We start from the raw sequence: 24,501 nt of genomic DNA, 5'->3' as shown, positions 1-24,501 counted from the left end.
CGGGGGACGGTCGGGCAGGGGAGGGCGGGAGCGGTGCCGTCAGTGGCCGTGGCCTCCGCCGTGCCCGCCGTCCTGGTCGACGGGCAGGGGGGCGCCGGGGTCGACGATCGTGAACGGGCGCATCAGGTCGTCGTCCTCGTGTTCCAGCAGGTGGCAGTGGTGGACGTACGTCGCGGGGAGCTCGGTCCCGCTGTTCGCGATGCCCGCGATCGGCTCCGTGGGCGGGTTCCAGACGTCGGTGATGATCCTGGTCACGGTCTCCGGATAGGACTTGAAGGTGTCCTTGTAGGACCGGGCCTCGTCCGGGTCCGGCGGGATCGGCGGGCCGGTGAAGTAGTTCGCCAGCACCGGCTTGTCGGCGGCCTTGCGGCCACCGTCGATCCACTTCTCGTAGTCCGCCTGGTAGGCGGCCGCGTCGATGGGCTGCCTGTTCAGCACCTGGAAGTTGACGAGGTGGACGTGCATCGGGTGGGCGTCGTGGTTGGGATTGACGTACTCCCAGATCTCCCTCGTGCCCGCCGTGACGAGGTCCTGGGACGGCTCCATGAAGGGCACCGCGTTGAACGTCATGGTGCTGAAGAGCTTGTGCTGGTACAGCACCCATTCCCGGCGTCGGATCCCCGGTTCCGGCTGGACGGGCACGACGGCGGGCAGCTTCAGCTGCTTGGGCGGTGTCGTCCTGTCCACGCCGGACAGGGGCTTGGTGACCTGGAACTGCATGACCTCGGAGATCTCCGGTCCCAGGCCGGGCACGCCGGGGTAGTGCACCGGTGCGTGGTAGTTCGTCAGCGTGAACTTCGAGCCCATGGGCATCCCGCTGAAGTCGACGATCAGGTCGTAGCGTTCGGCGGGGCCGATCAGGAAGTTCAGCATCTGCAGCGGGGCGCGGAAGCCGCCGTCGGTGCCGATCAGCCAGAACGGAAGGCTGGGCTGGAGCACCACGTCCCGGGGCGGGTCGATCCTCAGCCGCCAGAAGCGCTCGTTCGAGGCGTTGAGGATCCGCAGCCGGTAGCGCCGCGGCTCGACGGCCAGGAAGGGGTAGGCCTTGCCGTTGACGACCGGGGTGTCCTCGCCCTCCTGCTGGGTCATGGTGTAGGCGAGCCTGCCGTCCGGGTGGAAGGTCCGGTCCTGCAGGACGAGGGGGACCTCGAACTCGCCCTGCGGCAGCCCGAGCCGCTCGTCGGCGGGGTCGCGGATGAGGTACAGGCCGGCCAGGCCCGCGTAGACGTTGACGCTGGTCATCCCCATGCCGTGGTCGTGGTACCAGAGCATGGACGAGCGTTCGTGGTTCGTGTACGCGCAGATCGCCTCGTTGCGCTTGACGCGGTCCGGCTCCAGGGTCGTGTACGACTCGGCGTGGATGCCGTCCGGGCTGAACGAGTGCAGCGGCATGCCGTCGGACTGGGGCGGGGTGAAACCGCCGTGCTGGTGCACGACGTTCCACACGTTGACGTCTTCGGGGAAGGGCGGCTCGCTCTTGTACGGAGGCGGGGCGATCGGGGCGAGCTGGGGGTCGCCGCTGCGGATCGCGTCGATCACGAACTGGAAGAGGTGCGTGGTCGGCAGCTTGTTGCGGTACTTGACGACCGTCGGCTGGTCCTTGACCACGCTGATGGTCGGCCCGAGATAACCCATGCCGATCGGCTCGTGCCGGTCCCGCGGGTTCCTGGCCCAGTAGCCCCACACGTCGGCCGGACCGAGGTCCCGGTGGAACTGCCAGGTCCCCGGCCGCATCGTGATCTCGTAGTAGTCGGCCCCCGGGTAGGCAGAGGTGTCCGGGACGGCCGTCTCCGGCGTGGGGAGCGGGTCGACGTACTTCTCCAGCGGAGGCGTCCGCGGGATCGGAGCGTCCGAGGGCGCTGGTTCGTGGCCGTGATGACGGCCGGGGCCGGGATCCGCGTACGCCCGTGCTCCCTGAGCGCTTCCCGCGAGCACGGCCGCACCCCCGACGGCGCCGGCCATGAGGAAGTTCCTGCGCTCGACCATCGTCTTCAGCCTTCCGCCGACGCCGTGTGTCCTTGAAGGCATACAGCGCTGCTCGCGGGGCATGGCCGCAGCGCGCCGCTCGGGTTCGAGAAGCGCTCGTTGGGCCCATCTGGGCAGTGATTGGGCAGGAATTGGGATCGAGCTATTGTCGCCGGTTTAAGCATATCCACCCGGTGTGACCGGCCTTTTCCCCTCCGGCGGGCCGGGCCGGGACGGAACCGTACGCGGCGCGGCAGGCGGGCGGTCCCGGCGGTGAACTCGGCGCTCCGGGGCCGGAGTCCGGGGCTCCCGGCCGACAGGACACGCCTCGGAAACAATTCTGCAATCTCTTGCGCAAACTCTTGCAGGCCTTCTACCTGCCCCCTACGGTCGCTCCAATCCCCACCTCTTCCGCCAGGAGGCCCCCCGCATGCCTGCCAGAGCCGTCAGAGCTGCAACTTTTTGCGCCACCACCGCACTTGCCGCCGCCACCCTCACGGGCCTCGGGCCACAGGCCGCCGCCGCTCCCCCCGGCGAGAAGGACGTCACCGCCGTCCTGTTCGAGTGGCGCTTCGACTCCGTCGCCAAGGCCTGCACCGACTCCCTCGGGCCCGCCGGGTACGGGTACGTGCAGGTGTCGCCGCCGCAGGAGCACGTGCAGGGCGGGCAGTGGTGGACCTCGTACCAGCCCGTCAGTTACAAGATCGCCGGTCGGCTGGGGGACCGGGCCGCCTTCAAGTCCATGATCGACACCTGCCACGCCGCCGGGGTCAAGGTCGTCGTCGACTCCGTCGTCAATCACATGGCCGGACCGGCGGACGCGGGCGCCACTTTCACCGGCACCGGCGGGTCCTCGTACACGAAGTACAGCTATCCGGGGCTCTACTCGGGCGCCGACATGGACGACTGCCGGGCCTCGATCTCGAACTACCAGGACCGGGGCAACGTCCAGAACTGCGAGCTCGTGCAGCTCGCCGACCTGGACACCGGTGAGGACTACGTGCGCGGGCGCATCGCCGGGTACCTGAACGACCTGCTGTCGCTCGGTGTGGACGGCCTGCGGATCGACGCCGCCAAGCACATGCCCGCAGCCGACCTCGCCAACATCAAGTCCCGGCTGACCAAGCCGGGCGTGTACTGGAAGCAGGAGGCGATCCACGGGGCCGGAGAGGCCGTGTCGCCGAGCGAGTACCTGGGGAACGGGGACGTGCAGGAGTTCCGGTACGCCCGGGACCTCAAGCGGGTCTTCCAGAGCGAGAACCTGGCGTACCTGAAGAACTTCGGCGAGGCCTGGGGGTACATGCCCAGCGGCCAGGCCGGGGTCTTCGTCGACAACCACGACACCGAGCGGGGCGGCGACACGCTCAGCTACAAGGACGGGTCCGCTTACACGCTCGCCAGCGTCTTCACCCTGGCCTGGCCGTACGGTTCGCCCGACGTGCACTCCGGCTACGAATGGAGCGACAAGGACGCCGGCCCGCCGGCCGGGGGCACGGTGAACGCCTGTTACTCCGACGGCTGGAAGTGCCAGCACGCCTGGCGGGAGATCTCCTCCATGGTCGGCTTCCGCAACGCCGCCCGGGGCCAGGCCGTCGGCAACTGGTGGGACAACGGCGGCGACCAGATCGCCTTCGGGCGCGGCACCAAGGCGTACGTGGTGATCAACCACGAGGGCTCCGCCCTGACCCGGACCTTCCAGACCTCGCTGCCGGGCGGAGACTACTGCGACGTGCAGAGCGGGCGGACGGTGACCGTCGGCCCGGGCGGGCAGTTCACCGCCACCGTCGCCGCCGGGACGGCTCTCGCCCTGCACGGCGGAGCCCGCACCTGCTCCGGTACCCCGGCGGGGTCCGCCGGGGCCGCTTTCGGCGTCAACGCCACCACCGTTCCCGGGCAGAACATCTACGTCACCGGTGACCGCGCCGAACTCGGCACCTGGAACACCGGCAGCGCCCTGAAGCTCGACCCGGCCGCCTACCCGGTCTGGAAACTCGACGTGACGCTCCCGGCCGGGACCGCGTTCTCGTACAAGTACCTCCGCAAGGACGCCGCCGGCAACGTCACCTGGGAGAGCGGAGCCAACCGCACCGCCACCGTCCCCGCGAGCGGCAGGGTCACGCTGTCCGACACCTGGCGCAGCTGAGCCGCCGCCGCTGCCGTTCCACAGACCAGGGCCGCCCGGCACCATCCCCCCCGCCACGCCGGGCGGCTCTCGACCATGCGACACGTACACAAGGAGACCTGCCTTGATACGCCCTGCCGCAGGAGTGCTCGCCGCCGCCCTGGCCGTGACGCTCCTGCCCGCCCTTCCCGCCGCGGCCGCGACGAGCGCGCCGCCCGCCCCGCCCTCGGACGCGAAACTGGCGGCCGAACCGGCCCGCCACGACCTGACCCGGGAGCAGTTCTATTTCGTGCTTCCGGACCGGTTCGCGAACGGCGACCCGCGCAACGACCGGGGCGGACTGACCGGCTCGCGCCTGGAGACCGGCCTCGACCCCACGGACAAGGGCTTCTACCAGGGCGGTGACCTCAAGGGGCTCACCGACCGGCTCGACTACATCAAGGGGCTCGGCACCACGGCCATCTGGCTGGCGCCGATCTTCAAGAACCAGCCGGTGCAGGGCAAGGGGGCCGACGTCTCCGCCGGCTACCACGGCTACTGGATCACCGACTTCACTCAGGTCGACCCGCACTTCGGGACCAACGCGGACCTGGAGCGGCTGATCGACAAGGCGCACGGGAAGGGGATGAAGGTCTTCTTCGACGTCATCACCAACCACACCGCCGATGTCGTGGACTACCGGGAGGCGTCGTACTCGTACCTGTCGAAGGGGGCGTTCCCCTACCTCGCCAAGGACGGCGTGCCGTTCGACGACAGGACCGTTTCCGAATCAAGAGCGGCCGCCGGGGGGAAGGCCACGTTCCCCAAGGTGGACGGGGAGTCCTTCCCGAGGACCCCGTTCGTGCCCGACGCGAAGAAGAACCTCAAGGTGCCGGGCTGGCTCAACGACCCGACGATGTACCACAACCGCGGTGACTCCACCTTCGCCGGCGAGTCCTCCGACCAGGGCGACTTCTTCGGTCTCGACGACCTGTGGACCGAGCGTCCCGAGGTCGTCGAGGGGATGGAGAAGATCTACGAGAAGTGGGTGCGGGACTTCGACATCGACGGCTTCCGGATCGACACGGTCAAGCACGTCGACACCGGGTTCTGGACGCAGTGGGCGACGGCTCTCGACGCCTACGCCGCCAAGCGGGGCCGGGACGACTTCTTCATGTTCGGCGAGGTCTACTCCGCCGACACCGCCGTCACCTCCCCCTACGTGACCCGCGGCAAGCTCGACGCCACCCTCGACTTCCCGCTCCAGGACGCGATCCGCGCGTACGCCTCCCAGGGCGCGGCGGCCGGCCGGCTGGCCACCGTCCTCGGCGACGACTACCGGTACACCTCCGGCAAGGCCAACGCCTACGAGCAGGTGACCTTCCTCGGCAATCACGACATGGGCCGCTTCGCCACCTTCCTGAAGCAGGACCGGCCGGGGGCCGGGGAGCAGGAGCTGCTGGAGCGCTACCGGCTGGCCAACGAGCTGATGTTCTTCGCCCGGGGCAATCCGGTGATCTACTCCGGTGACGAGCAGGGCTTCACGGGCGCCGGCGGCGACAAGGACGCCCGGCAGCCGCTGTTCGCCACGCAGGTCGCCGACTACCTGGACGACGACCAGCTCGGAACGGCGCGCACACACGCGAGCGATGCCTACGATCCGGGACACCCGCTCTACCGGCAGATCAGTGCTCTCTCGAAGCTGACGAAGGCGCACCCCGCCCTGCGCGACGGAGTCCAGAGCGAACGTCTGACCGACGGCTCCGTCTACGCCTTCGCCCGCACCGACACCAAGACCCGCACCGAGTACCTGGTCGCCGCCAACAACGGCACCGACTCCCGCACCGTCGAGATCGACGCCCCGGCCGGCACCCAGTACCGCACCCTGTACGGCGGCACCGCACTGATCCGCGCCTCGGCGGCCGGCAAGCTCACCGTCCCGGTCCCGGCCCTCGGCTCCGTCGTCCTCCAGGCCGTGACCCCCGCCGCCAAGCCGGCCGTCAAGCCCGCCCTGACCCTCAGGGCCCCGGCCCCCGGCGCCTCCGGCACCGTCGAGCTCTCCGCCGACGTCAGCGGCGGCGGCCTGAACCGCGTCGTCTTCGCCGCCCAGACCGGCAACGAGAAGTGGCAGGTCCTCGGCACCGCCGACCACGCCCCCTACAAGGTCACCCAGCACCTCGACGCGAGGACCCCGGCCGGCACCGCCCTGCGCTACAAGGCCGTCGTCGTCGACTCCGCCGGCCGCACCGCGAGCGCCCTCGCCTCCTCCGCCACCGGCCAGGCCCCGCCCACCGAGATCCCCACCGCCACCCAGCGGGACCACGCGGTCGTCCACTACAACCGCCCCGACGGCGACTACACCAACTGGCGGCTGTACGCCTGGGGCGACCTCGCCGAGGGCGAAGCCACGCCCTGGCCCGCCGGCCACGACTTCACCGGCCGCGACGCCTACGGCGCCTTCGCGTACGTCCGGCTCAAGCCCGGCGCCTCCTCCGTCGGCTACCTCGTCATCGACAAGGACGGCAACAAGGACGTCGCCGCCGACCGCACCATCGACGTGACGAGGACCGGCGAGATCTGGTTGGAGCAGGGCAAGGAACCCGCCCGCACCGACCGCCCCGCCTACCCGCCGCAGGACCAGAACAAGGCCGTACTCCACTACCAGCGCCCCGACGGCGCCTACGACGGCTGGGGCCTGCACGTCTGGACCGGCGCCGCGAACCCCACCGACTGGTCCAAGCCGATCCCGCCCACCCGCACCGACTCCTACGGCGCGGTCTACGAGGTCCCGCTCGCGCCCGGCGCCACCAGCCTCAGCTACATCCTCCACAAGGGCGACGAGAAGGACCTCCCCACCGACCAGTCCCTGGACCTGAAGGCCACCGGCCACGAGGTGTGGATGCTGGGCGGCCAGGAGAAGTACCTCCTGCCGCAGCCCGCCGGATCCGCCGCCGCCCTGGACCTCACCAAGTCCCAGGCCGTCTGGATCGACCGTGACACCCTCGCCTGGAACGCCCCCGCCACCGCCGCCTCCGTACAGCTCCTCGCCTCCCGCGAAGGTGCCGTCAAGGCCGAGAACGGCACCCTGACCGGCCACGCCCAGTGGCTGCGGCTGGGAGCCAGGACCGAGCTGACCGCCGCCCAGAAGCAGAAGTTCCCGCACCTGGCCTCGTACGGGGCCTACCCCGTCGACCCGCGCGACCGCGACCGGGTCCGCGAGGCCCTGCGCGGCCAGCTCGTCGCGAGCGCCCGCGCCGCGAACGGCGCGGTCCTCGCCGCCACCGGCGTCCAGCTCGCCGGCGTCCTCGACGACCTGTACGCGACCACCGCAGCCCTCGGCCCCGTGTTCAAGGACGGCCGTCCCACCCTGTCCGTGTGGGCGCCCACCGCCCAGCAGGTCTCCCTCGAACTCGACGGCCGCAAGGTCGCCATGCGCCGCGACGACGCCACCGGTGTCTGGTCGGTGCGCGGAGAACGCTCCTGGACCGGCAAGCCCTACCGCTTCGACGTGACCGTCTGGGCCCCGAGCACCCGCCAGGTGGTCCGCAACCTCGTCACCGACCCCTACTCCACCGCCCTCACCGCGGACTCCGTCCACAGCCTGGTCGTGGACCTGGCCGACCCGAAGCTCGCCCCGCCCGGCTGGAAGACCCTGCGCAAGCCCGCGCCCGTCCCCTTCACCTCCGCGCAGATCCAGGAACTGCACGTCCGCGACTTCTCCGTCGCCGACCGCACCACCAGCCACCCCGGCCAGTACCTGGCCTTCACCGACACCGCCTCGGCGGGCATGCGGCACCTGCGCGACCTGGCCGCCGCCGGCACCTCGTACGTCCACCTGCTGCCGGCCTTCGACATCGGCACCATCCCGGAGAAGGCCGCCGACCGCACCGAGCCCGCCTGCGACCTCACGGTCTACGCCCCGGACTCGCAGGAACAGCAGGCCTGCGTGGCCGCCGCGGCCGCGAAGGACGCGTACAACTGGGGCTACGACCCGCTGCACTACACCGTTCCCGAGGGCAGCTACGCCAGCGACCCGAACGGCACCGCCCGCACCGTCGAGTTCCGCAGGATGGTCCAGTCCCTGAACGGGGCCGGGCTGCGCACCGTGATGGACGTCGTCTACAACCACACCGTCGCCGCGGGCCAGGCCGACAAGTCGGTCCTCGACCGCATCGTCCCCGGCTACTACCAGCGCCTGCTGGCCGACGGCAGCGTCGCCACCTCCACCTGCTGTGCGAACACCGCCCCCGAGAACGCCATGATGGGGCGCCTGGTCGTCGACTCGATCGTCACCTGGGCGAAGGAGTACAAGGTCGACGGCTTCCGCTTCGACCTGATGGGCCACCACCCCAAGGCCAACATCCTGGCGGTGCGCACGGCTCTCGACGGCCTCACCCTCGCCAAGGACGGCGTCGACGGCAAGAAGATCGTGCTGTACGGGGAGGGCTGGAACTTCGGCGAGATCGCCGACGACGCCCGCTTCGTGCAGGCCACGCAGAAGAACATGGCCGGCACCGGCATCGCCACCTTCTCGGACCGGGCCCGGGACGCCGTCCGCGGCGGCGGCCCCTTCGACGAGGACCCGCGCGTCCAGGGCTTCGCCTCCGGCCTGTTCACCGCCCCGAACGCCTCGCCCGCGAACGGCACCCCCGAACAGCAGAAGGCCCGCCTCCTGCACGCCCAGGACCTGATCAAGGTCGGGCTGTCCGGCAACCTCGCCTCGTACGCCTTCACCGACACCACCGGCCGCCGCGTCCAGGGCTCCGAGGTGGACTACAACGGCGCCCCGGCCGGCTACGCGGCCGCCCCCGGCGACGCCCTCGCCTACGCCGACGCCCATGACAACGAATCCCTCGCCGACGCCCTGACCTACAAGCTCGCGCCCGGCACCAGCCCCCACGACCAGGCCCGCATGCAGGTCCTGGCCATGGCCACGGCCGCGCTCTCGCAGGGCCCGGCCCTCTCCCAGGCGGGCACCGACCTGCTGCGCTCCAAGTCCCTGGACCGCAACTCCTACGACAGCGGCGACTGGTTCAACGCCATCCACTGGGACTGCCGGGACGGCAACGGCTTCGGCCGCGGCCTGCCCCCGGCCGCCGACAACTCCGCGAAGTGGCCCTATGCGAAGCCGCTGCTCACGGGACCGGCGCCCACCTGCACGGACATCGGCGCCACCTCGGCCGCCTACCGCGACCTGCTGAGGATCCGCACCACCGAGCCGGACTTCGCCCTCACCACGACCGGCGCGGTCCAGTCCCGGCTGGCCTTCCCCCTCTCGGGCAAGGACGAGACCCCGGGCGTGATCACCATGACCCTGGGCGACCTCGTGGTCGTCTTCAACGCGGCCCCCACCGGACAGGCACAGCGGGTCCCCGCCCTCGCCGGCACCGCCTACCGGCTCCACCCGGTCCAGGCAGCCGGCTCCGACACCACCGTCAAGCAGTCCGCGTACGACGCGAAGACAGGAGAGTTCACCGTCCCCGCCCGCACCGTCTCGGTCTTCACACGGCGCTGAGCCGGTCCAGCCGCTTCTCCAGCAGGATCACCCCGTAGGTCCTGCCGTCCTTCCCCTGTTTGTTGGGGAGCTCCCCGACCACCCGGTAGCCCGCACCCCGGTAGTACGCGAGCAGCCGGGGGTTGGTGGAGACGCAGTCCAGCCGCGCCCGTTCCCGACCGGTCCGGGCGATCCGGCGCTCGGCGTGTTCGAGCAGCCGCCGCCCGGCCCCCGCGGGGGCCACCTCGCGCGCCACCATCAGCCGGTGCACGTAGCCCGCCACGGGCGGCTGGACACCCCAGGCCTCCTCGTCGGACCACCACAACTCGTAGGCCCCGCACACGCGCCCGTCGGCGTCGCCGGCGAGCCACACCTCGCCCTCGCGCATCTTCGACCGGAAGTGCGCGGCGTCCTTCTCGCCGGGCTTCCACTGATCGATCCCGTGCTTGCGCATCCACCGGGCGGCCTGGTCGTACAGCTGCACCAGCGTGCCGGCGTCCTTCTCCTGGGCCGGCCGGAACAGGATCTCGTCGTCAATGATCACGCGGGCATTATCGATGATCATGGGCGGCCGCCACACCCCGGATTCAGCGCGGATCCGTCACCTCGCCCGGCACCAGCCCGGCGAGCCGCCCGACCAGCTCTCCGAAGGGCCCGTCGGCGGGCTCGTCGGCCAGGATCCGTACGAGGATCCCCGCCATCTCCGCGTCGTACGCGGCACTTACGGCGGCCAGCGCCGCGAAGTCGTGCACCAGCTGCAGTTCGAGCTCGGCCCGCGGGATCCGGCGCCCGTCCAGCCAGATCAGCGCGGTGGACTCGGCGAGCGACACCCAGGACCGCACCACCAGTTCCATGCGGGCGGGCGGACGCTCCAGCCCGATGCCCAGGTGCGTGAGGATCTGCTCGTACGCCGCCTGCCGGACCTCGTCGATCATCGCGTTCGTCCGGCTGCTGCCGACGGCCGGACCGCCGCGCATCAGCGCCGAGAAGCCCGGCCCGTGGTCGTCGACGAAATCGAAGAACCGGCCCATCACCCGCAGCAGGCGCCCGCCGAGCGGCCCCTCCCGGGGCTCCACGAACCGCAGCGCGAGCTCGTCGGCCGCCCGTCGCAGCGCGGCCTCGTACAGGCTCAGTTTGCCCGGAAAGTAGTGGTAGACGAGCGGCCGGGATATCCCCGCGGCCGCCGCGATCTCGTCGATCGACACATCGTCGGGCGAGCGGTTGCTGAACAGCTCCAGGGCAACCCCGATCAGCTGCTGCCGCCGCTCCTCGACACCCATCCTGCGTCGCACCCCGGTTGTCATGCGGACACCCTACTGGGGAGCGTTCACAGGTCCAGGACCAGCCGGTCCTCCTTCGCGCGGGACACGCACAGCAGCATCGAGTCCGCGCGCTCCTGGTCCGTGAGCAGCTCGTCGCGGTGGTCCACGGCGCCCTCCAGGACCCGGTGTTGGCAGGTCCCGCAGAATCCCTGCCCGCAGGAGTACGGGGTGTCCGGCAGCTCCCGGCGCACCGCGGCCAGCGTGCTCTCGTCCGCCGCCACCTCGACGACCCGCCCCGAACGGCGCAGTTCGACCGTGAAGGCCCGCCCCGGACCGGGGCCGTCCGCCGGGGCGAACCGCTCCAGGTGCACCGCCGCCGGATCCGCGGCCGCCGCCATGACGGCCTGCATCAGCGGCTCCGGACCGCAGCAGTAGACCGGTGTGCCCGGCCCGGCCCCGGCGACCGGAGCCAGGTCCGGCAGGCCCATCTCGTCCTCGGGGTGGACCGTGACCCGGTCGCCGTAGGCAGCGAGCTCGTCCAGGAAGGGCATCGAGCCGAGGGAGCGGCCCCCGTAGAGGAGGGTCCAGTCGGCGCCCGCCGCCGTGGCGGCCCGCAGCATCGGCAGGATCGGCGTGATGCCGATGCCGCCCGCGACGAAGACGTACGAGACCGCGGGGACCAGCTCGAAACGGTTGCGCGGCGGGCGCAGCACCAGCTCGGCGCCCTCGACCAGCTGCGCGTGGGCCTCGCGGGAGCCGCCCCGGCCGTCCTCGACCAGCCGGATCGCGATCGTGTACCGGCCGTCGTCCGCCGGGTCGCCGCACAGCGAGTACTGGCGGACGAGCCCCGAGGGCAGGGTGACGTCCACGTGCGCGCCCGGGGTCCACGCCGGGAGGTCGGGGGATTCCAGGGTCAGCCGCAGCACGCCCTGCGCGGGCTCCGTACGGGAGACGATCAGCGCCCGCAGCGCGCGGCGCGGGGAGTGGCCCGAGACCGGTGTCTCCAGGGCCGGCAGCGGCCAGAGCGGCGAGTCGCCGATGCGGCGCCCCAGCGCACGCCTGGTCACCCAGGCCGCGCCCAGGGCGGCCGTGACCGCGAGGGCGCGCCTCATGCCCGCACCCCGCCGTTCGCGCCGGGGGAGGCGGCGAGATAGGCCACCGCCTGGGCCGTCGATCCCTCCTGCGAGGGGTGGTAGGTGCGGGAGAGGTACTTCGGGATGGACTTCAGCATCGCCCCCGTGGAGGGGAGCACCCCCTGCTGCCCGGCCACGAAGAACTTCCCGAAGGAGGCCTTGCCGTCGACCAGGTGTGGGTCGTTCTCCATGAAGAACCGCACCCCGCGCTGCCACAGGAACACCAGGGCCGAGAAGGCGGTCGCCCAGGTCCGGGCCCGGCGGCGGTAGCCGCCGTCGACGTGCATGAAGAGGTCGAAGGCCACCGAGCGGTGCTCGACCTCCTCCGCCCCGTGCCAGCGCAGCAGGTCCAGCATGGTGGGGTCGGCTCCCCGCTGGTCCAGCGCGTCGGCGTTCAGCACCCAGTCGCCCAGGAACGCCGTGTAGTGCTCGATCGCCGCGATCATCGCGACCCGTTCCATCAGCCACCAGCGGGCGGCCCGGCCCGGCGGGAGGGTCCGGTCGCCGAGGAGCTTCTCGAACAGCCAGTCCACCTGCGCGGTGTAGGGAGTCGGGTCCAGTCCGAGCCGCTTCAGGTGCGGGAGCACGTCGTCGTGCGCGGAAGCGTGCATGGCCTCCTGGCCGATGAACCCGACGACGTCCGCCCGCAGTTGCTCGTCCTCGATGTACGGGAGCACCTGCTTGTAGACGTGTACGAACCAGCGCTCGCCGGCGGGAAGCAGCAGGTGCAGCACATTGATCATGTGCCCGGCGAAGGGGTCGCCGGGCAGCCAGTGGAGCGGGGTGTCCTCCCAGCCGAAGGACACGTTCCGGGGCCTCAGGTCCACGTGTTCCGACGCCACGGGGACGGGCGCGAGCGGCGTATTAGACATGGCGTCAATGTACTGATGGGTAGGTGGGAGGAGAAGCCCCCTGCGCGGACTTCTCCGACATGACACCGCCCGGGCGCTCGCGCACCCGGGCAGTGTCGGTACCGACGTCCCGCCGGCTACCGCTTGATGTGGCCGGTCGACAGCGCCCACTCGCGGTTGAGGGTGCCCAGCGGGATCTTGCGCTCGAAGAGGGGCGTGCCGAACAGCGACAGCTGGAGCTGGAGGTTCCCGCTCAGGTCGAAGCCGCCGTACAGCGCCCAGGCGCCCTCCAGGGAGGTCTTGCCGTCGCTGGACGCCGTCGCCTTGACGTCTCCCTCGCCGCGCACGTACGGGGAGAAGTCCGCGGTGACGCCGACGGCCCCGTAGAGGCCGACGGAGGCCTCGGCGCCGATCGCGCCCTTGACCTTCCCGGCGGCGGTGACGCTCGCCCGGACCGGCGTGCTCTGCACGTTCGAGGCGCTCACCGGGGTCCAGCCCTTGCCCGCGGCGTAGCTGCCGCCGACCTTGAAGTCACCCTTGACGTCCTGCTGGACCTCGACGGTCACGCGGCCGTCGGCCTCCACCTGGATGTAGCAGGTCAGGTCGAGGTTGACGACGACCGGCACCGGGCCGACCTGGATGACGGGCGAGCTGTGCAGCTTGGCGAACGGGATCCGCTTGGGCGCTCCGGTGCTCGCGGCGGCGCGGCCCTGGAGCTTCCACTGCGAGGACCAGTCGCCGCTCATGCCGAGGAAGGCGCCGCGCGGACCGGGGGCGCCGCCGGCGCTGCCGTCGTACGCGAACTCGACCTGCGGGGCGAGCTGGACGAACCCGGACACCGAGGCGCCGGCCGAGGCGGGGGCGTCCGGCGCCGTGTCGACGGAGGCGTTGACGTCGAGCCGCAGGTTGCCGAGCGGCAGCTTCGCGCCCTCGGGGCCGAAGGTCAGACCCGGGCCCTTGGCCCAGGAGAAGGTGACGCCCTTCGTCAGGGGTTCCACGGTGACCGCGGCCGGGTCGACGGGGACCTTGCCGTCGGCCTTGTCGTCGCCCAGGACGGCGGCCAGCGTGGTGGGGGCGGTCTTGACCTCGGTGCCCCGGTCGGTCTTGCCGACGACCTCGGTGACCTTGGCGAGCAGGCCCGCGGGGGCGCCGGGGGCCGGAGCGCTGGCGATGACGTCGCCCACCGCCACGGGCTTGTCGGCCTCGGGGGACTTGCCGGCCTCCGGCGACTTGCCCGTCCCAGGGGCCTTGCCCGTCCCGGACGGCTTGCCGGGGGTGGGTGAACCGGCCGGCTGCGGAGTGGACTTGGCGATGACGGCCCGGCCGCTGGCCTTGTCGTAGGAGGCGACCTTCAGCGTGGACTGCTCGGTCTTGCCCTTCCCGTCGGCCCGGGCCACGGCCGCCGGGGTGGACGTCCCCTGCGGGGCCGCGGCCACGTCGAGCTGCTGCGAGGTGCCGTCGGACGAGGGGGTGACGGCGGCGGGGGCGGCCGGTCCGTCGGCGCCGGTGTGAGGGGTCGAGCCGCAGCCGGTGGCGGTGAGGGCCAGGGCGGTCAGGCCGGGTATGAGGAGGCGTCGGGTGAGCGTGCGCACGTGGGGTGACTTCCAGGTGGGGGAGGGGTGTTGGGGTTACCGCTTGGTAACCGGAATCAGATCATGCCATGTGTCCACGGCGACCGTCATGTCCGGATCCCGCCAACTACCCGCCCGTTCCTGACGGTTGAAGCTTCACCCACCCACGTGCGAGGACACCCCCTAGCGCAGCACGCCCGCCTTCGTCCCGTCCGTCAGCTTGCCCGACAGGTCCACCTGTGCACCCGCCGGCGCCTTCACCGCCAGCCGGTTGCCGTGCGCCGATCCGCTCACCCCGCCGCCCGACACCGACAGCGAGGCGAACTGCGCACTGCCCGCCGCCAGCACGTACCACTGGCCGGCCCGCGACTTCCACAGCACGCCCGCCAGCACCCGCGGCTCCCGCGGCCCGCAGGCCGCCGATCCCTCGGAGCGGGCCGCCTGCGCCGCCATCGGGGCACCCGGAGCCAGGAACTGCGCCTGCACCCGGTCGGCCGACCCCTGCCAGGTCTCGGCCCGCGTGCAGAGCCAGGCCGCCGTCCCGTCGCCCTCCGGCAGCGGCTGCTTCGCGTACGTCCACGCGTTGACCGTGCGGACCCCGTGCGAGCGGACCGCCGGCAGCAGACAGGCGATCCTCGACCAGTCCCCGAGCTCCGCGGCCTCCGTCACGTCACGCTCGGCGCCCGGCGCACCCGACGTCAGCCGGGCCGGGGTCAGTTCACCGAGGTCGGTGATCAGCCGGGTGGCGCCGTCGCCCGTCAACGCCAGCGCGTTCCAGCTCGTACAGCTGCCGGCCGGGGCCGGACCCGCCACCGGCGGGGTCACCCCGTCCGGTCCCGTCTTCAGCGCCACCACGGGGGCGGCGGGCTTGAGCAGGTCCCGCAGCGCGGTGCCGGTGACCCAGGGCGCGGTGAGATAGCGGACGTTGCCGTCGACCCGGCTGAGCACCAGCGCGGTGGCGGTCTCCGCCGAAGCGCCGTCGGTCCGGGCGAAGTCCAGGGCGGCGCCCGCGGTCCCGGTCCGCGGTTCGGCGTAGCGCACCACGCGCAGGCCGTCGTACATCAGGACCACGACGGCCTGGTCCACGGCGCCCGCGAACAGCAGCTGCGCCGGTCCCATCGGCGGCCCGGCCGGTGTGCCCGCAGTGGCCGAGGTGACCACCGAGGCGCCCGGCCGGGCCCACACGGCCAGCGCCCGGCGCAGCAGCTCGGTGTCGCCGGCCCGGTCGCCGCGCGCGGGCCAGGTGGAGAAGTCCGTACGGGACGACGTGCGCCAGAGGGCGGGCGCCGCCCGCACCAGCTTCGCGGGATCCAGGGCCTGCTCGGCCGCGGCGTTGCGCGCATAGAGCGGGGCGGCGGCCCCGTCCGAGCCCCAGCCCCCGCCGGGCAGCGCGAGCAGCGCCCCGCACACGGCGAGGGCGGCCCCGGCGGCCAGCGCCGCCCGCCCGAGACGCCGCCGCCGCAGCAGGTCGGTGGGCCGGGCCTGGAGCACGCACGGGTCGAACTCGGGGGAGGCGAACAGGGCGTCGTTCGCCGGATCCCCGGACTCCCGGGCCGCGGCGGCCGGATCCGGCACCCCGGCCTCGTCGAGCACCCGGAGCACCTCGGGCTCGGACAGCCGCTCCAGTGCCCGCAGCACGCAGGCGGCCCGGCCCGGCCCGTCGAGGGTGGCCAGCCACTGGTCGAGGGCCAGCTCCTCGGCGCCGCCCGAGCGGGGGAACAACCGCAGCCCCCACACCTGGGGGAGCACCGGTGGGAGCTGGGCCCGCCGCGGCAGCGCCCGGAAGGTCAGCGGGATCCCCGCCTCCAGGGCCGCGCGCAGCACGCGCAGCCGGACGTACGCGTACCCGGAGTCCTCCGCCCCGTCCCGCTGCCCCGGCACCCCGCCCCGCACGGCGGCCGCGGCCGCCGCCGAGTCCCGCCGCCCGCGCGGCAGTGCCCGCTGGACCAGGGAGTGCGCGGTGAGCACCCGCCGGTTGCGGCCGAGGGCCGGCGGCAGCACCAGATAGGCCAGCCGCACCAGCCGGGGATAGTGCTCGACGATGGCTGCCTCGGCCTGCTCGACGTCCGGCGGCACGGGAGACACGGGAGGCATGGGGCGGGTGGCGGTATCCGGCGCAGTCACGTTCAGCAGAACGAGCGAATCGTCGGATGGTCACCGGGTGCGGGGCGCCGGGCCCCGGCGTCGGAGGGCGGTCCCGGGGTGCCGGATCAGACCACCAGACGGGCGCGCAGCGCCTCGACCGTCTCGTCGGAGACACCGAGCCCCTCGCGCACGTACTTCTCCATGGATCCGTACCGCGTCTCCACCTCGTCCAGGGCCGCCTGCAGGTAGGAGGGGAAGACACCGATCAGCGCGAGCGCGATGTCCGGGTCGCCGCCGGCCGCGGTGAAGCCCTCGATCATCGGGGCGAAGGCCCGCTTCACCGCCGGATTGACGGACAGGTATTCGGCCATCAGCGTCTCGTCGTCCGCGCCCAGCAGCGCCAGGATGACCGTCGCGCCCCAGCCCGTCCGGTCCTTGCCGGCCGTGCAGTGGAACAGCAGCGGGCCCGAGGCGGCGTCGGCGGCCTCGGTCAGCAGCATGCGGTACGCGGCCTGAGCGGAGCCGGAGTTCACGAAGGACCGGTAGGTGTCGGCGAACAGCGCCTGCGCCCGGCCGCCGCCCAGGTGCTTCTCGGCCACGGCAGGGTCGGACAGCAGGTCCTTCAGCTGGGCGGCGGGCACCTGGGCGGAGTTCAGCTTGTCGGCGAGGACGTCGCCGACGAGGGCCCGGGCCCCGGCGGGTATCCGGTCGGGGTGGTCGGCGCGCTCGGCGTCGGTGCGGAAGTCGATGACGGTACGCAGGCCCAGCGCGGCCACCACCGGGTCGGCGTCGAGGTCGAGCCGGTCGAGCTGGCCGGAGCGCAGGACCAGGCCGGGGCGGACGGTGCGGCCGCCGGGGAGCGGGGTGCCGCCGAGGTCGCGGAGGTTGGCGACGGTGGTGGACGGGGTGGCGGTCATCGTGGCAGCTCCTGCTGGGTGTGGTTCATGTAATTTTCCGATGCTTTGCCCCGGAAAGGCAATCGAAGGCCAGGGAGACCCCGATGCCCACCCCGAGCGCGGCCAGGTGCCCGGCGTCCGTGAAGGTCCGCCCCCGCCGGACCAGCGGCGCCGCCGCGAGCGCGAGCAGCCCCACCCGTGCGGCCGTACGGACCGCCCCCCGCGGCAGGGCCGAGGTCAGCGAGCCGAGCACGGTGTTGAACCCGTAGCTCGTCCCCACGTCCACCGCGCGCCGCGTGCGCGGGTCGGCGGTCCTGCGCAGGGCCCCGTAGACGAGGAGGGTCGCCGCGGCGTGCCCGAACAGGAACACCGCGGCCGTCCACCAGGCTCCGTAGGCGTACTCGGCGTAGCCGAGGACCGCGACGAGCAGCAGCGCGTAGGGCAGGGGCATGGGCTCCTCGACGACGAGAGCGCTGCTCAGCAGCGTCTCCCAGCGGCCGGAGGCGAGATTGTCGACGTTCGTCGAGCAGTCCCGGAGCAGTCGCTCCCGCTCGGCCGCGCCGGTGCGCTCCAGGGCGTAGGCCCCGAGCTGCACCCCGCCGGCGTACACCGCTCCCCACGGAATCGGATTCATCTGCTCATGATCGGATAAGCCCCTGGCGGGAACCACGGCGCCCCGTGCGAACATGTCCCGGCCATGTTCGAATCATTCGCGCCGATGCGCGCCACCCGAGCCGCGATGTTCGCGGCGATGTGTGTCGCTTTGGGCGCGACGGGGCACTCGGTCATGTCCGGAGCGGACATCCCCCTGTTCGGCCTTCTGGGTGCCTTCGCGGTGACCTGTGGGCTCGCCTGGCTCGCCGCCGGGCGGCGGCGGGGCCCCGTGGGCATCACCGCCGCGGTGCTCTCCGTACAGGGCGTACTGCACCTGGTCTTCTCGGGAAGCGTGGCCGCGAAGCCGTTCGCCGCGCCCCTCCCGACGCACGGCCACCACCCCGGGTCGACCGCGGACGCGGGCGCGATGGCCGCCGAAGCCCCCGGCATGGCGGACGTGGCCGACATGGCCCACACGGCCGGCACCGCCGGGATGGCGGGCATGAACGGCATGAGCGGCATGGCCGGCCACGGCGGAGCCGGGATGATCGCCGCCCACGTGCTCGCCGGGCTGCTCTGCGCCGCCTGGCTCGCCCGCGGCGAGGCAGCCGTCTTCCGGCTGGCCCGCGTCCTGGCCGCCGCCGCGCTGCACGCGGCCCGGCCGCTCGCCCGCGCGCTCGCACTGGTCCGGGCCCGGGTGGCCGCCCCTCCGGCGCCGCCCGTCCTCCCCGCCCGGAACGAACGGCCGCGCCGCCTGCGCGGAGCCGTGCACGCCCATGCCGTGGTGCGCCGCGGGCCGCCCGGACGCGCTCCGCTCCCGCGTTCCACGGCCCCCGGACGGCCTGCCCACGCCTGACCTGGCGAAGCGGTGAGACCTGGGGCCCGAGTCCCCATGCCTTCACCAACCCCTAGGATCCCCATGTCTCTTGACGAGGCTCAAGACGTCCGCACCCCGGACGCCGAACCGGCCCCGACGGCCAAGAACCGCGGCGGCAGCTGGGCCGCCGTACGGCCGCTGCTCCTGCGCATGCACTTCTACGCGGGGCTGCTCGTCGCCCCGCTGATCTTCCTCGCCGCCGCCACCGGGCTGCTCTACGCCGCCTCCTGGCAGGCCGAGGCGATCATCTACTCCGACGAGCTGACCGTCTCCCGCGTCGGGGAGAGCGCCCTGCCGCTCAGCGCCCAGGTCGACGCGGCCAAGGGGGCCGCCCCCGCGGGCGAGGTCGTGTCCGTGTGGCCGGCCCCCGACGCCGAGGCCACCACCCGGGTGATCATGGAGAGCCCGGGTCTTCCGGAGGGCGAGACCCTCACCGTCTTCGTCGACCCGTACACGGCCGAGGTGCGCGGGCAGCTCGCCACCGTCGGCGACGCGCTGCCGCTGCGGGCCTGGCTGAGCGAGTTCCACTCCAGCCTCCAACTGGGTGAGTTCGGCCGGAACTACAGCGAGCTCGCCGCGAGCTGGATGTGGGTCGTCGCCCTCGGCGGACTCGCCCTATGGCTGGGCCGCCGCCGCAAGCGCAGGTCGCAGCTGGTCCTCCCGGACCGCAAGGCGACCGGCCGGCGCCGCACCCTGTCCTGGCACGGAGCCGTCGGCCTGTGGGCCGTCGCCGGACTCGTCGTGCTCTCCGCGACCGGCCTGACCTGGTCGAAGTACGCCGGCGAGAACATCGGGCAGCTCCAGGACCGCCTCGGCGGGGCCACCCCCGCCGTCTCCGCGCAGCTCGGCGCCGGGGCGGACGGCGGTTCCGACGAGCACGCCGGGCACACCATGCCCGACGGCACGCAGATGGCCCCGCCGCCCGCGCCCACCACCGACGTCGGCATCGACAAGGCCGTGGACGCCGCCCGGGCCGCGGGCGTCACCGAGGCGCTCCGCGTGACCCTGCCCGCCAAGGGCAAGGGCTACGTCGTCAAGGAGCAGGACAAACTGGTGCCGGTGCACCTGGACTCGGTCGCCGTCGACCCCGCGGACGCCCGCGTCATGGACGAACTGCGCTTCGCCGACTATCCGGTCCTCGCCCAGATGACCCGCTTCGGCATCGACCTCCACATGGGCACGACCTTCGGTCTCGCCAACCAGATCGCGCTGGCCGCGCTCGCCGTCGCCGTGATGTTCCTCGTCTTCTGGGGCTACCGCATGTGGTGGCTGCGCCGGCCGACGAAGGACCGCAAGCTGTCCGTCGGCCGTGCGCAGCCGCGCGGTGCCTGGCGCAAGCTCCCGGTGACCGTGCTGCTGCCGCTGGCCGCGGTGACGGCCGTGATCGGCTGGTTCGTCCCGCTGCTCGGGATCAGCCTCGTCGTCTTCCTCGCGGTCGACGTCCTGCTGGGCGTCGTCGCGGGCCGCAGGGCCGCGGCCGCGTAGCAGCCGGGTGGCGCCCGGCCGGTCGCCGTCACGAACGAGGCGGGCCCGCACTCCCCCGGGGAGTGCGGGCCCGCCGTCGTCGGATCAACCGGAAGCTCAGGGTGCGTACTTGTAGCCGACCCGGCGCACCGTCTGGATCGTGGCACGGTGGGAGGCGCCCAGCTTGCGGCGCAGACGGGCGATGTGGACGTCCACGGTCCGGCCGTCGCCGACGTGCCCGTAGCCCCAGACCGTGGTGACCAGCTGGTCCCGGCTGTGCACCCGGTGCGGGTGCTGCACCAGGTGGGCCAGCAGCTCGAACTCCAGGTACGTCAGGTCGAGCGGCCGGCCGCCGACCTCGGCGGTGCGCCGCGCCGAGTCGATCCGGACCAGGCCGTCGCCGGGGCCGGCCGGAGCCGGGGCGGCCGGGGCCGGCGGGACCGCGGCGGCCACCGCCTGCGGGGCGAAGGCGATCGGAGGCTGCTGGTCGGCCGGTACGAGCACCAGGTAGCCGACCATCGGCGGCTGGCCGGGCAGCGTCGGCAGGGTGTGCTGGGGCGCGGGCAGCCAGGTGGCGCCCGGAGGCAGGAAGTCCACGACCCGGGACACCTCGTCCCGGTCGACGGACCGGAGACGGTGGCGCGGACTGGGCGGATAGGTCAGGGGAGTGGTCGCAGCGGTGGCGGCGGAGGAGAGGGAGCGGGTGTTCGCCATGAGTGGTCAGCTCTTTCACGCGGAGTGGTCGGCAGGAGACGTGCGTACGTCGTCGATGTCGATACCGCGCAGACCGAAGGCCTCGGAGAAGGTCAGGTGGGTGATCCCGGAGGCTTTAGAGGGCCGGCGCGTTCTTCGCGCGGCAACACTCCCGGTCGTAATCGTGATCCTGACGGGACGGCCAGAAAGGCTCGAGGTCGCTGCGACCTGACGAGGTGTGCGAATGGCTGGCCATGGCCCCATTCAAGCAGATGTCATGTCCCCGGGGCAGGCCCCGTCTCAGCTTGTGGATGGACATCTCACATTGCGAGTTCACGACCCTATCAATCCTGGACAAAAGACCCCTCAGGGGAGGTCGAGTCGCCGCCAACGCGGCCCGACGTCCCAGCCCTTCTCCTGGCGGGCCCAGCGCGCCATGACCTCCACCACCTCGCCCGCCGCGGGCAGGTACGCCTGGAAGTGCCGGTCGCCGGACCCGTCCCGGTGCTCCAACTGGTAGTCGCCGCCCTCGTCGTGCCAGACCTGTATGTAGACGTCCGGGTCCTCGACGATCCGCTCGACGACGAGGAAGCGGTCGCCGTCCGCGCCGATGCGCTCCACGAGCTCGGACAACGCGCCGAGCGCGGGGCGTTCGTAGGACTCGCCGCGCTCCGTCTGGATCCTGATCGCCAACATGCCCCTACCGTCGCACGCGCCACTGACAACGCCCGCCGGCCCCGGAGGGTGCGGCGGGCGCTGTCACCGGACCGGTCGTCAGACCAGGCCGTCCTTCTCCAGGCCGGCGCAGCAGGTGTCCGTGATGAGGCGGGTCACCACGTACGGGTCCACGTTCGCGTTCGGACGGCGGTCCTCGATGTAGCCCTTGCCGTCCTTCTCCACCTGCCACGGGATGCGGACCGAGGCGCCGCGGTCCGAGACCCCGTAGCTGAACTCGTTCCAGGGGGCGGTCTCGTGCAGGCCCGTCAGGCGCTCGTCGATGCCGGCGCCGTAGTTCTTCACGTGGTCGAGCGGCTTGCTGCCCTCGCCCAGCGCCTCGCACGCGGAGATGATCGCGCGGTAGTCCTCGCGCATCGCCTTCGTGGAGAAGTTGGTGTGCGCGCCCGCACCGTTCCAGTCGCCCTTGACCGGCTTCGGGTTCAGCGTCGCGGAGACGTTGAAGTCCTCGGCGGTGCGGTAGAGCAGCCAGCGCGCGATCCACAGCTGGTCCGAGACCTCCAGCGGACCGACGGGGCCGACCTGGAACTCCCACTGGCCGGGCATGACCTCGGCGTTGATGCCGGAGATGCTCAGGCCCGCCGCGAGGCAGTGGTCCAGGTGCTTCTCGACGATGTCGCGGCCGAAGATCTCGTCCGAGCCGACACCGCAGTAGTAGCCGCCCTGCGCGGCCGGGAAGCCGCCCACCGGGAAGCCGAGCGGACGGATGCCGTCGAAGAAGGTGTACTCCTGCTCGATGCCGAAGATCGGCTCCTGGCCCGCGAACTTCTCGGCGACCGGACGCAGCAGCGCGCGGGTGTTCGACTCGTGCGGAGTCATGTCGATGTTCAGGACCTCGCACAGGACGAGGACGTCGTCGCCGCCGCGGATCGGGTCCGGGCAGGAGAAGACCGGGTTGAGCACCCGGTCGGAGGCGTGGCCCTCGGCCTGGTTCGTGCTCGATCCGTCGAAGCCCCAGATCGGCAGCTCGGCGCCGTCCGCGAGGATCTTCGTCTTGGAGCGAAGCTTCGCCGTCGGCTCGGTGCCGTCGATCCAGATGTACTCAGCCTTGTAGCTCACGGGCCCCATCCTCAGACTCTGCGGGTGCTGCTGGTCGCTGCTTCATCGCTGCGGTGATGACCGCAGCGTGCCCGCCTGCGATTTCTCTTCCGTTGCCCGTGTGTGAACCCCGTGTTACCGAGGTTTGCGCCGCAGGTCGGGCGGGCTGTGCGGGTTGGTGGCGGCACGCCCGTCCGGGTGGGGCAGACTGGCCGCGTGAGCCTTTCGTCTGATGTGAACGCCGCAGGACCTGCCGCCGCACCTGTCGCCGAAGGGGACTCCGGTCAGGCCCCCGCAGGCCGCCGCCCCCGGGTCGGGCTGCTGGGTACCGGCCCCTGGGCGCACCGCACCCACGCCCCCGCCCTCGCCGCGCACGCCGGCTCGGACTTCGCGGGCGTGTGGGGCCGCCGGCCCGAGGCCGCGGCCGGGCTGGCGCACGAGTACGGCGTGAAGGTGTACGAAGACCCCGACGAGCTGTTCGCCGAGTGTGACGCCGTGGCCTTCGCCCTGCCGCCCGACGTGCAGGCCCCCATGGCCGTCCGCGCCGCCGCCGCCGGATGCCACCTGCTCCTCGACAAGCCCGTCGCCACCACCGTGGAGGACGCCCGCGCCGTCGCCGAAGCGGTCACGCGCCACCAGGTCGCCTCCGTCGTCTTCCTCACCCTGCGCTTCGCCGAGCCCACCGCGGGCTGGGTCGAGGAACAGGCCGCACGCTCCGGCTGGTTCACGGCCGCGGCCCACTGGCTCGGCGCCGTCTTCCCGCCCGACGGCACGCCCAGCGCCTACGCCGACTCGCCCTGGCGCAAGGCCAAGGGCGGACTGTGGGACGTCGGTCCGCACGCGCTGTCCGTCCTGATCCCGGTCCTCGGCGAGGTCACCGCGATCAGCGCGACCCGCGGCCCGTCCGACGTGGTCCAGCTGGCACTGCGGCACGCGTCCGGCGCGGCCAGCACCGCCGTGCTCAGCCTGGGCGCGCCGCGCGCGGCCGCCGGGGTGGGGCTGGAGCTGCGCGGCACCGAGGGCGTGCACGAACTGCCCGGCTGGAGCGACGTGCCGGGTGCCTACGGACGCGCCCTGGACGCGCTGCTCACCGCGGCCCGCACGGGGGTTCCGGATCCGCGCGGGGCGGAGTTCGGGGCCCGGCTGACGGAGATCCTGGCCGAGGCTGAGGCGCAGCTCCCTACTTGATGAGGGCGTTGGCCACGATGATGGCGAGGCCGATGGTGGCATCGGCCAGGCCGATCAGCAGGGCCCGCACGAGCCGGTGACCGACCCGGAGCGCCGTGAGCGAGCCCCAGCCGAACAGCAGGGCGGTGTTCAGGCCGAGTCCGCCGGCCGTCACCTCGTAGGCGTCCCAGTCGCCGAGCCCGGCGGCGGTCAGCAGCAGGACGGTGGGAAGGGTGGCCACGACCAGGGGCCACTCGTTCCACAGGGCCCTGGCCAGGATCTGCCAGCGGTGCCCCCCGGCCCCCTCCCGGTGGGAGGCCATGTGGTGCGCGTAGCCGTGCGCGAGCCCGGCCGTGGCCGCCGTCACCAGGACCCAGCTCGCGTCGTAGAAGGGGGTGAAGTCCTCGCCCTCCTGGTTCAGTGCGGCCATCAGGGCGCTGGCCAGGACCGTCCCGTAGACCCCGCCGAACATCCAGTCGGCGTGCCGGTGGGACGGGTGGGACGGGCGGGTGGTCAGGCTCGCTTCCTGCGGCTGCTGCTCGGTCACGGATGGGTCCTTAAAGTGCGGTATGTCC

The 24,501-nt window shown here is 72.5% G+C and carries 18 protein-coding genes; 5 read left to right on the top strand and 13 right to left on the bottom strand.

What is annotated here, in order from left to right:
• Positions 1–39 precede the first annotated feature (39 nt).
• Positions 40–2,028 carry a multicopper oxidase family protein gene (locus tag DEJ51_RS09345; protein WP_223835730.1) on the bottom strand — a complete coding sequence of 663 codons (1,989 nt, stop codon included), beginning with the start codon at positions 2,026–2,028 and terminating at the stop codon, positions 40–42.
• A gap of 367 nt (positions 2,029–2,395) precedes the next feature.
• Between DEJ51_RS09345 and DEJ51_RS09340 the strand changes: the two genes are divergently transcribed.
• Complete coding sequence (locus tag DEJ51_RS09340; RefSeq protein ID WP_150257174.1) at positions 2,396–4,108, top strand: carbohydrate-binding module family 20 domain-containing protein; 1,713 nt, start codon at positions 2,396–2,398, stop codon at positions 4,106–4,108.
• Positions 4,109–4,211: 103 nt separating this feature from the next.
• Positions 4,212–9,581 (top strand): pullulanase-type alpha-1,6-glucosidase, encoded by a 5,370-nt coding sequence (gene pulA / locus DEJ51_RS09335; RefSeq protein ID WP_223835729.1) that lies wholly within the window; start codon positions 4,212–4,214, stop codon positions 9,579–9,581.
• On the opposite strand, the gene DEJ51_RS09330 is transcribed toward pulA, so the two are convergent.
• The 8 genes from DEJ51_RS09330 to DEJ51_RS09295 all read right to left on the bottom strand — a co-directional run bounded on the left by DEJ51_RS09330 (position 9,568) and on the right by DEJ51_RS09295 (position 17,992).
• A complete protein-coding gene (locus DEJ51_RS09330; RefSeq protein ID WP_150257172.1) occupies positions 9,568–10,104 on the bottom strand; it encodes a GNAT family N-acetyltransferase in 537 nt (178 codons plus the stop codon). The genes pulA and DEJ51_RS09330 overlap by 14 nt on opposite strands.
• 43 nt (positions 10,105–10,147) lie before the next feature.
• On the bottom strand, positions 10,148–10,864 hold the full coding sequence (locus DEJ51_RS09325) for a TetR/AcrR family transcriptional regulator (protein WP_150257171.1): 717 nt from the start codon (positions 10,862–10,864) through the stop codon (positions 10,148–10,150).
• Between the two features lie 23 nt (positions 10,865–10,887).
• The gene (locus tag DEJ51_RS09320; protein WP_150257170.1) at positions 10,888–11,934 is read right to left on the bottom strand and encodes a PDR/VanB family oxidoreductase; all 1,047 of its coding nucleotides are present in this window, start codon (positions 11,932–11,934) and stop codon (positions 10,888–10,890) included.
• Positions 11,931–12,827, bottom strand: coding sequence for a metal-dependent hydrolase (locus tag DEJ51_RS09315; protein WP_150257169.1), 897 nt, complete (start codon positions 12,825–12,827; stop codon positions 11,931–11,933). Before DEJ51_RS09315 ends, DEJ51_RS09320 begins: the two co-directional genes overlap by 4 nt.
• 116 nt (positions 12,828–12,943) lie before the next feature.
• Positions 12,944–14,398 carry a hypothetical protein gene (locus tag DEJ51_RS09310; protein WP_150257168.1) on the bottom strand — a complete coding sequence of 485 codons (1,455 nt, stop codon included), beginning with the start codon at positions 14,396–14,398 and terminating at the stop codon, positions 12,944–12,946.
• A 162-nt stretch (positions 14,399–14,560) separates the two neighbouring features.
• A complete protein-coding gene (locus tag DEJ51_RS09305) occupies positions 14,561–16,471 on the bottom strand; it encodes a hypothetical protein (protein WP_223835728.1) in 1,911 nt (636 codons plus the stop codon).
• Positions 16,472–16,587: 116 nt separating this feature from the next.
• Positions 16,588–17,379: a tyrosine-protein phosphatase gene (locus DEJ51_RS09300; RefSeq protein ID WP_150257166.1), complete on the bottom strand. Its 792-nt coding sequence runs from the start codon at positions 17,377–17,379 to the stop codon at positions 16,588–16,590.
• A gap of 25 nt (positions 17,380–17,404) precedes the next feature.
• Complete coding sequence (locus tag DEJ51_RS09295) at positions 17,405–17,992, bottom strand: rhomboid-like protein (protein ID WP_223835727.1); 588 nt, start codon at positions 17,990–17,992, stop codon at positions 17,405–17,407.
• Between the two features lie 84 nt (positions 17,993–18,076).
• On the opposite strand from DEJ51_RS09295, the gene DEJ51_RS09290 reads away from it, so the two are divergent.
• Positions 18,077–18,808, top strand: a complete 732-nt coding sequence (locus DEJ51_RS09290; RefSeq protein WP_150257165.1) for a hypothetical protein — start codon at positions 18,077–18,079, stop codon at positions 18,806–18,808.
• A 63-nt stretch (positions 18,809–18,871) separates the two neighbouring features.
• Positions 18,872–20,314 (top strand): PepSY-associated TM helix domain-containing protein, encoded by a 1,443-nt coding sequence (locus DEJ51_RS09285; protein ID WP_190620270.1) that lies wholly within the window; start codon positions 18,872–18,874, stop codon positions 20,312–20,314.
• A gap of 96 nt (positions 20,315–20,410) precedes the next feature.
• Here DEJ51_RS09285 and DEJ51_RS09280 read toward each other — a convergent pair whose 3' ends face one another.
• From DEJ51_RS09280 to glnII, 3 genes are all read right to left on the bottom strand, one after another.
• Positions 20,411–21,007 carry a winged helix-turn-helix domain-containing protein gene (locus tag DEJ51_RS09280; protein ID WP_150257163.1) on the bottom strand — a complete coding sequence of 199 codons (597 nt, stop codon included), beginning with the start codon at positions 21,005–21,007 and terminating at the stop codon, positions 20,411–20,413.
• 345 nt (positions 21,008–21,352) lie between these two features.
• The gene (locus DEJ51_RS09275) at positions 21,353–21,682 is read right to left on the bottom strand and encodes a hypothetical protein (protein ID WP_150257162.1); all 330 of its coding nucleotides are present in this window, start codon (positions 21,680–21,682) and stop codon (positions 21,353–21,355) included.
• Positions 21,683–21,760: 78 nt separating this feature from the next.
• Positions 21,761–22,780, bottom strand: a complete 1,020-nt coding sequence (gene glnII, locus DEJ51_RS09270; RefSeq protein ID WP_150257161.1) for a glutamine synthetase — start codon at positions 22,778–22,780, stop codon at positions 21,761–21,763.
• A 297-nt stretch (positions 22,781–23,077) separates the two neighbouring features.
• On the opposite strand from glnII, the gene DEJ51_RS09265 reads away from it, so the two are divergent.
• Positions 23,078–23,947 carry a Gfo/Idh/MocA family protein gene (locus tag DEJ51_RS09265; protein ID WP_223836151.1) on the top strand — a complete coding sequence of 290 codons (870 nt, stop codon included), beginning with the start codon at positions 23,078–23,080 and terminating at the stop codon, positions 23,945–23,947.
• On the opposite strand, the gene DEJ51_RS09260 is transcribed toward DEJ51_RS09265, so the two are convergent.
• Complete coding sequence (locus DEJ51_RS09260) at positions 23,940–24,473, bottom strand: hypothetical protein (RefSeq protein WP_223835726.1); 534 nt, start codon at positions 24,471–24,473, stop codon at positions 23,940–23,942. The two genes, DEJ51_RS09265 and DEJ51_RS09260, sit on opposite strands and share 8 nt — an antisense overlap.
• Positions 24,474–24,501 lie beyond the last annotated feature (28 nt).

Source organism: Streptomyces venezuelae, assembly GCF_008642275.1.
Lineage (GTDB): Bacteria > Actinomycetota > Actinomycetes > Streptomycetales > Streptomycetaceae > Streptomyces > Streptomyces venezuelae_E.
This window is presented reverse-complemented; position numbering and strand designations above follow the sequence as displayed.

Excerpts from the sequence above, each read along its gene's own strand:
- DEJ51_RS09290 (WP_150257165.1), top strand. The coding sequence starts at position 18,077 with ATGCGCGCCACCCGAGCCGCGATGTTCGCGGCGATGTGTGTCGCTTTG.
- DEJ51_RS09285 (WP_190620270.1), top strand. The coding sequence starts at position 18,872 with ATGTCTCTTGACGAGGCTCAAGACGTCCGCACCCCGGACGCCGAACCG.
- DEJ51_RS09340 (WP_150257174.1), top strand. The coding sequence starts at position 2,396 with ATGCCTGCCAGAGCCGTCAGAGCTGCAACTTTTTGCGCCACCACCGCA.
- DEJ51_RS09295 (WP_223835727.1), bottom strand. The coding sequence starts at position 17,992 with ATGAATCCGATTCCGTGGGGAGCGGTGTACGCCGGCGGGGTGCAGCTC.
- DEJ51_RS09325 (WP_150257171.1), bottom strand. The coding sequence starts at position 10,864 with ATGACAACCGGGGTGCGACGCAGGATGGGTGTCGAGGAGCGGCGGCAG.
- DEJ51_RS09320 (WP_150257170.1), bottom strand. The coding sequence starts at position 11,934 with ATGAGGCGCGCCCTCGCGGTCACGGCCGCCCTGGGCGCGGCCTGGGTG.
- DEJ51_RS09315 (WP_150257169.1), bottom strand. The coding sequence starts at position 12,827 with ATGTCTAATACGCCGCTCGCGCCCGTCCCCGTGGCGTCGGAACACGTG.
- DEJ51_RS09280 (WP_150257163.1), bottom strand. The coding sequence starts at position 21,007 with ATGGCGAACACCCGCTCCCTCTCCTCCGCCGCCACCGCTGCGACCACT.
- DEJ51_RS09305 (WP_223835728.1), bottom strand. The coding sequence starts at position 16,471 with ATGCCTCCCGTGTCTCCCGTGCCGCCGGACGTCGAGCAGGCCGAGGCA.
- DEJ51_RS09300 (WP_150257166.1), bottom strand. The coding sequence starts at position 17,379 with ATGACCGCCACCCCGTCCACCACCGTCGCCAACCTCCGCGACCTCGGC.
- DEJ51_RS09345 (WP_223835730.1), bottom strand. The coding sequence starts at position 2,028 with ATGCCTTCAAGGACACACGGCGTCGGCGGAAGGCTGAAGACGATGGTC.
- DEJ51_RS09275 (WP_150257162.1), bottom strand. The coding sequence starts at position 21,682 with ATGTTGGCGATCAGGATCCAGACGGAGCGCGGCGAGTCCTACGAACGC.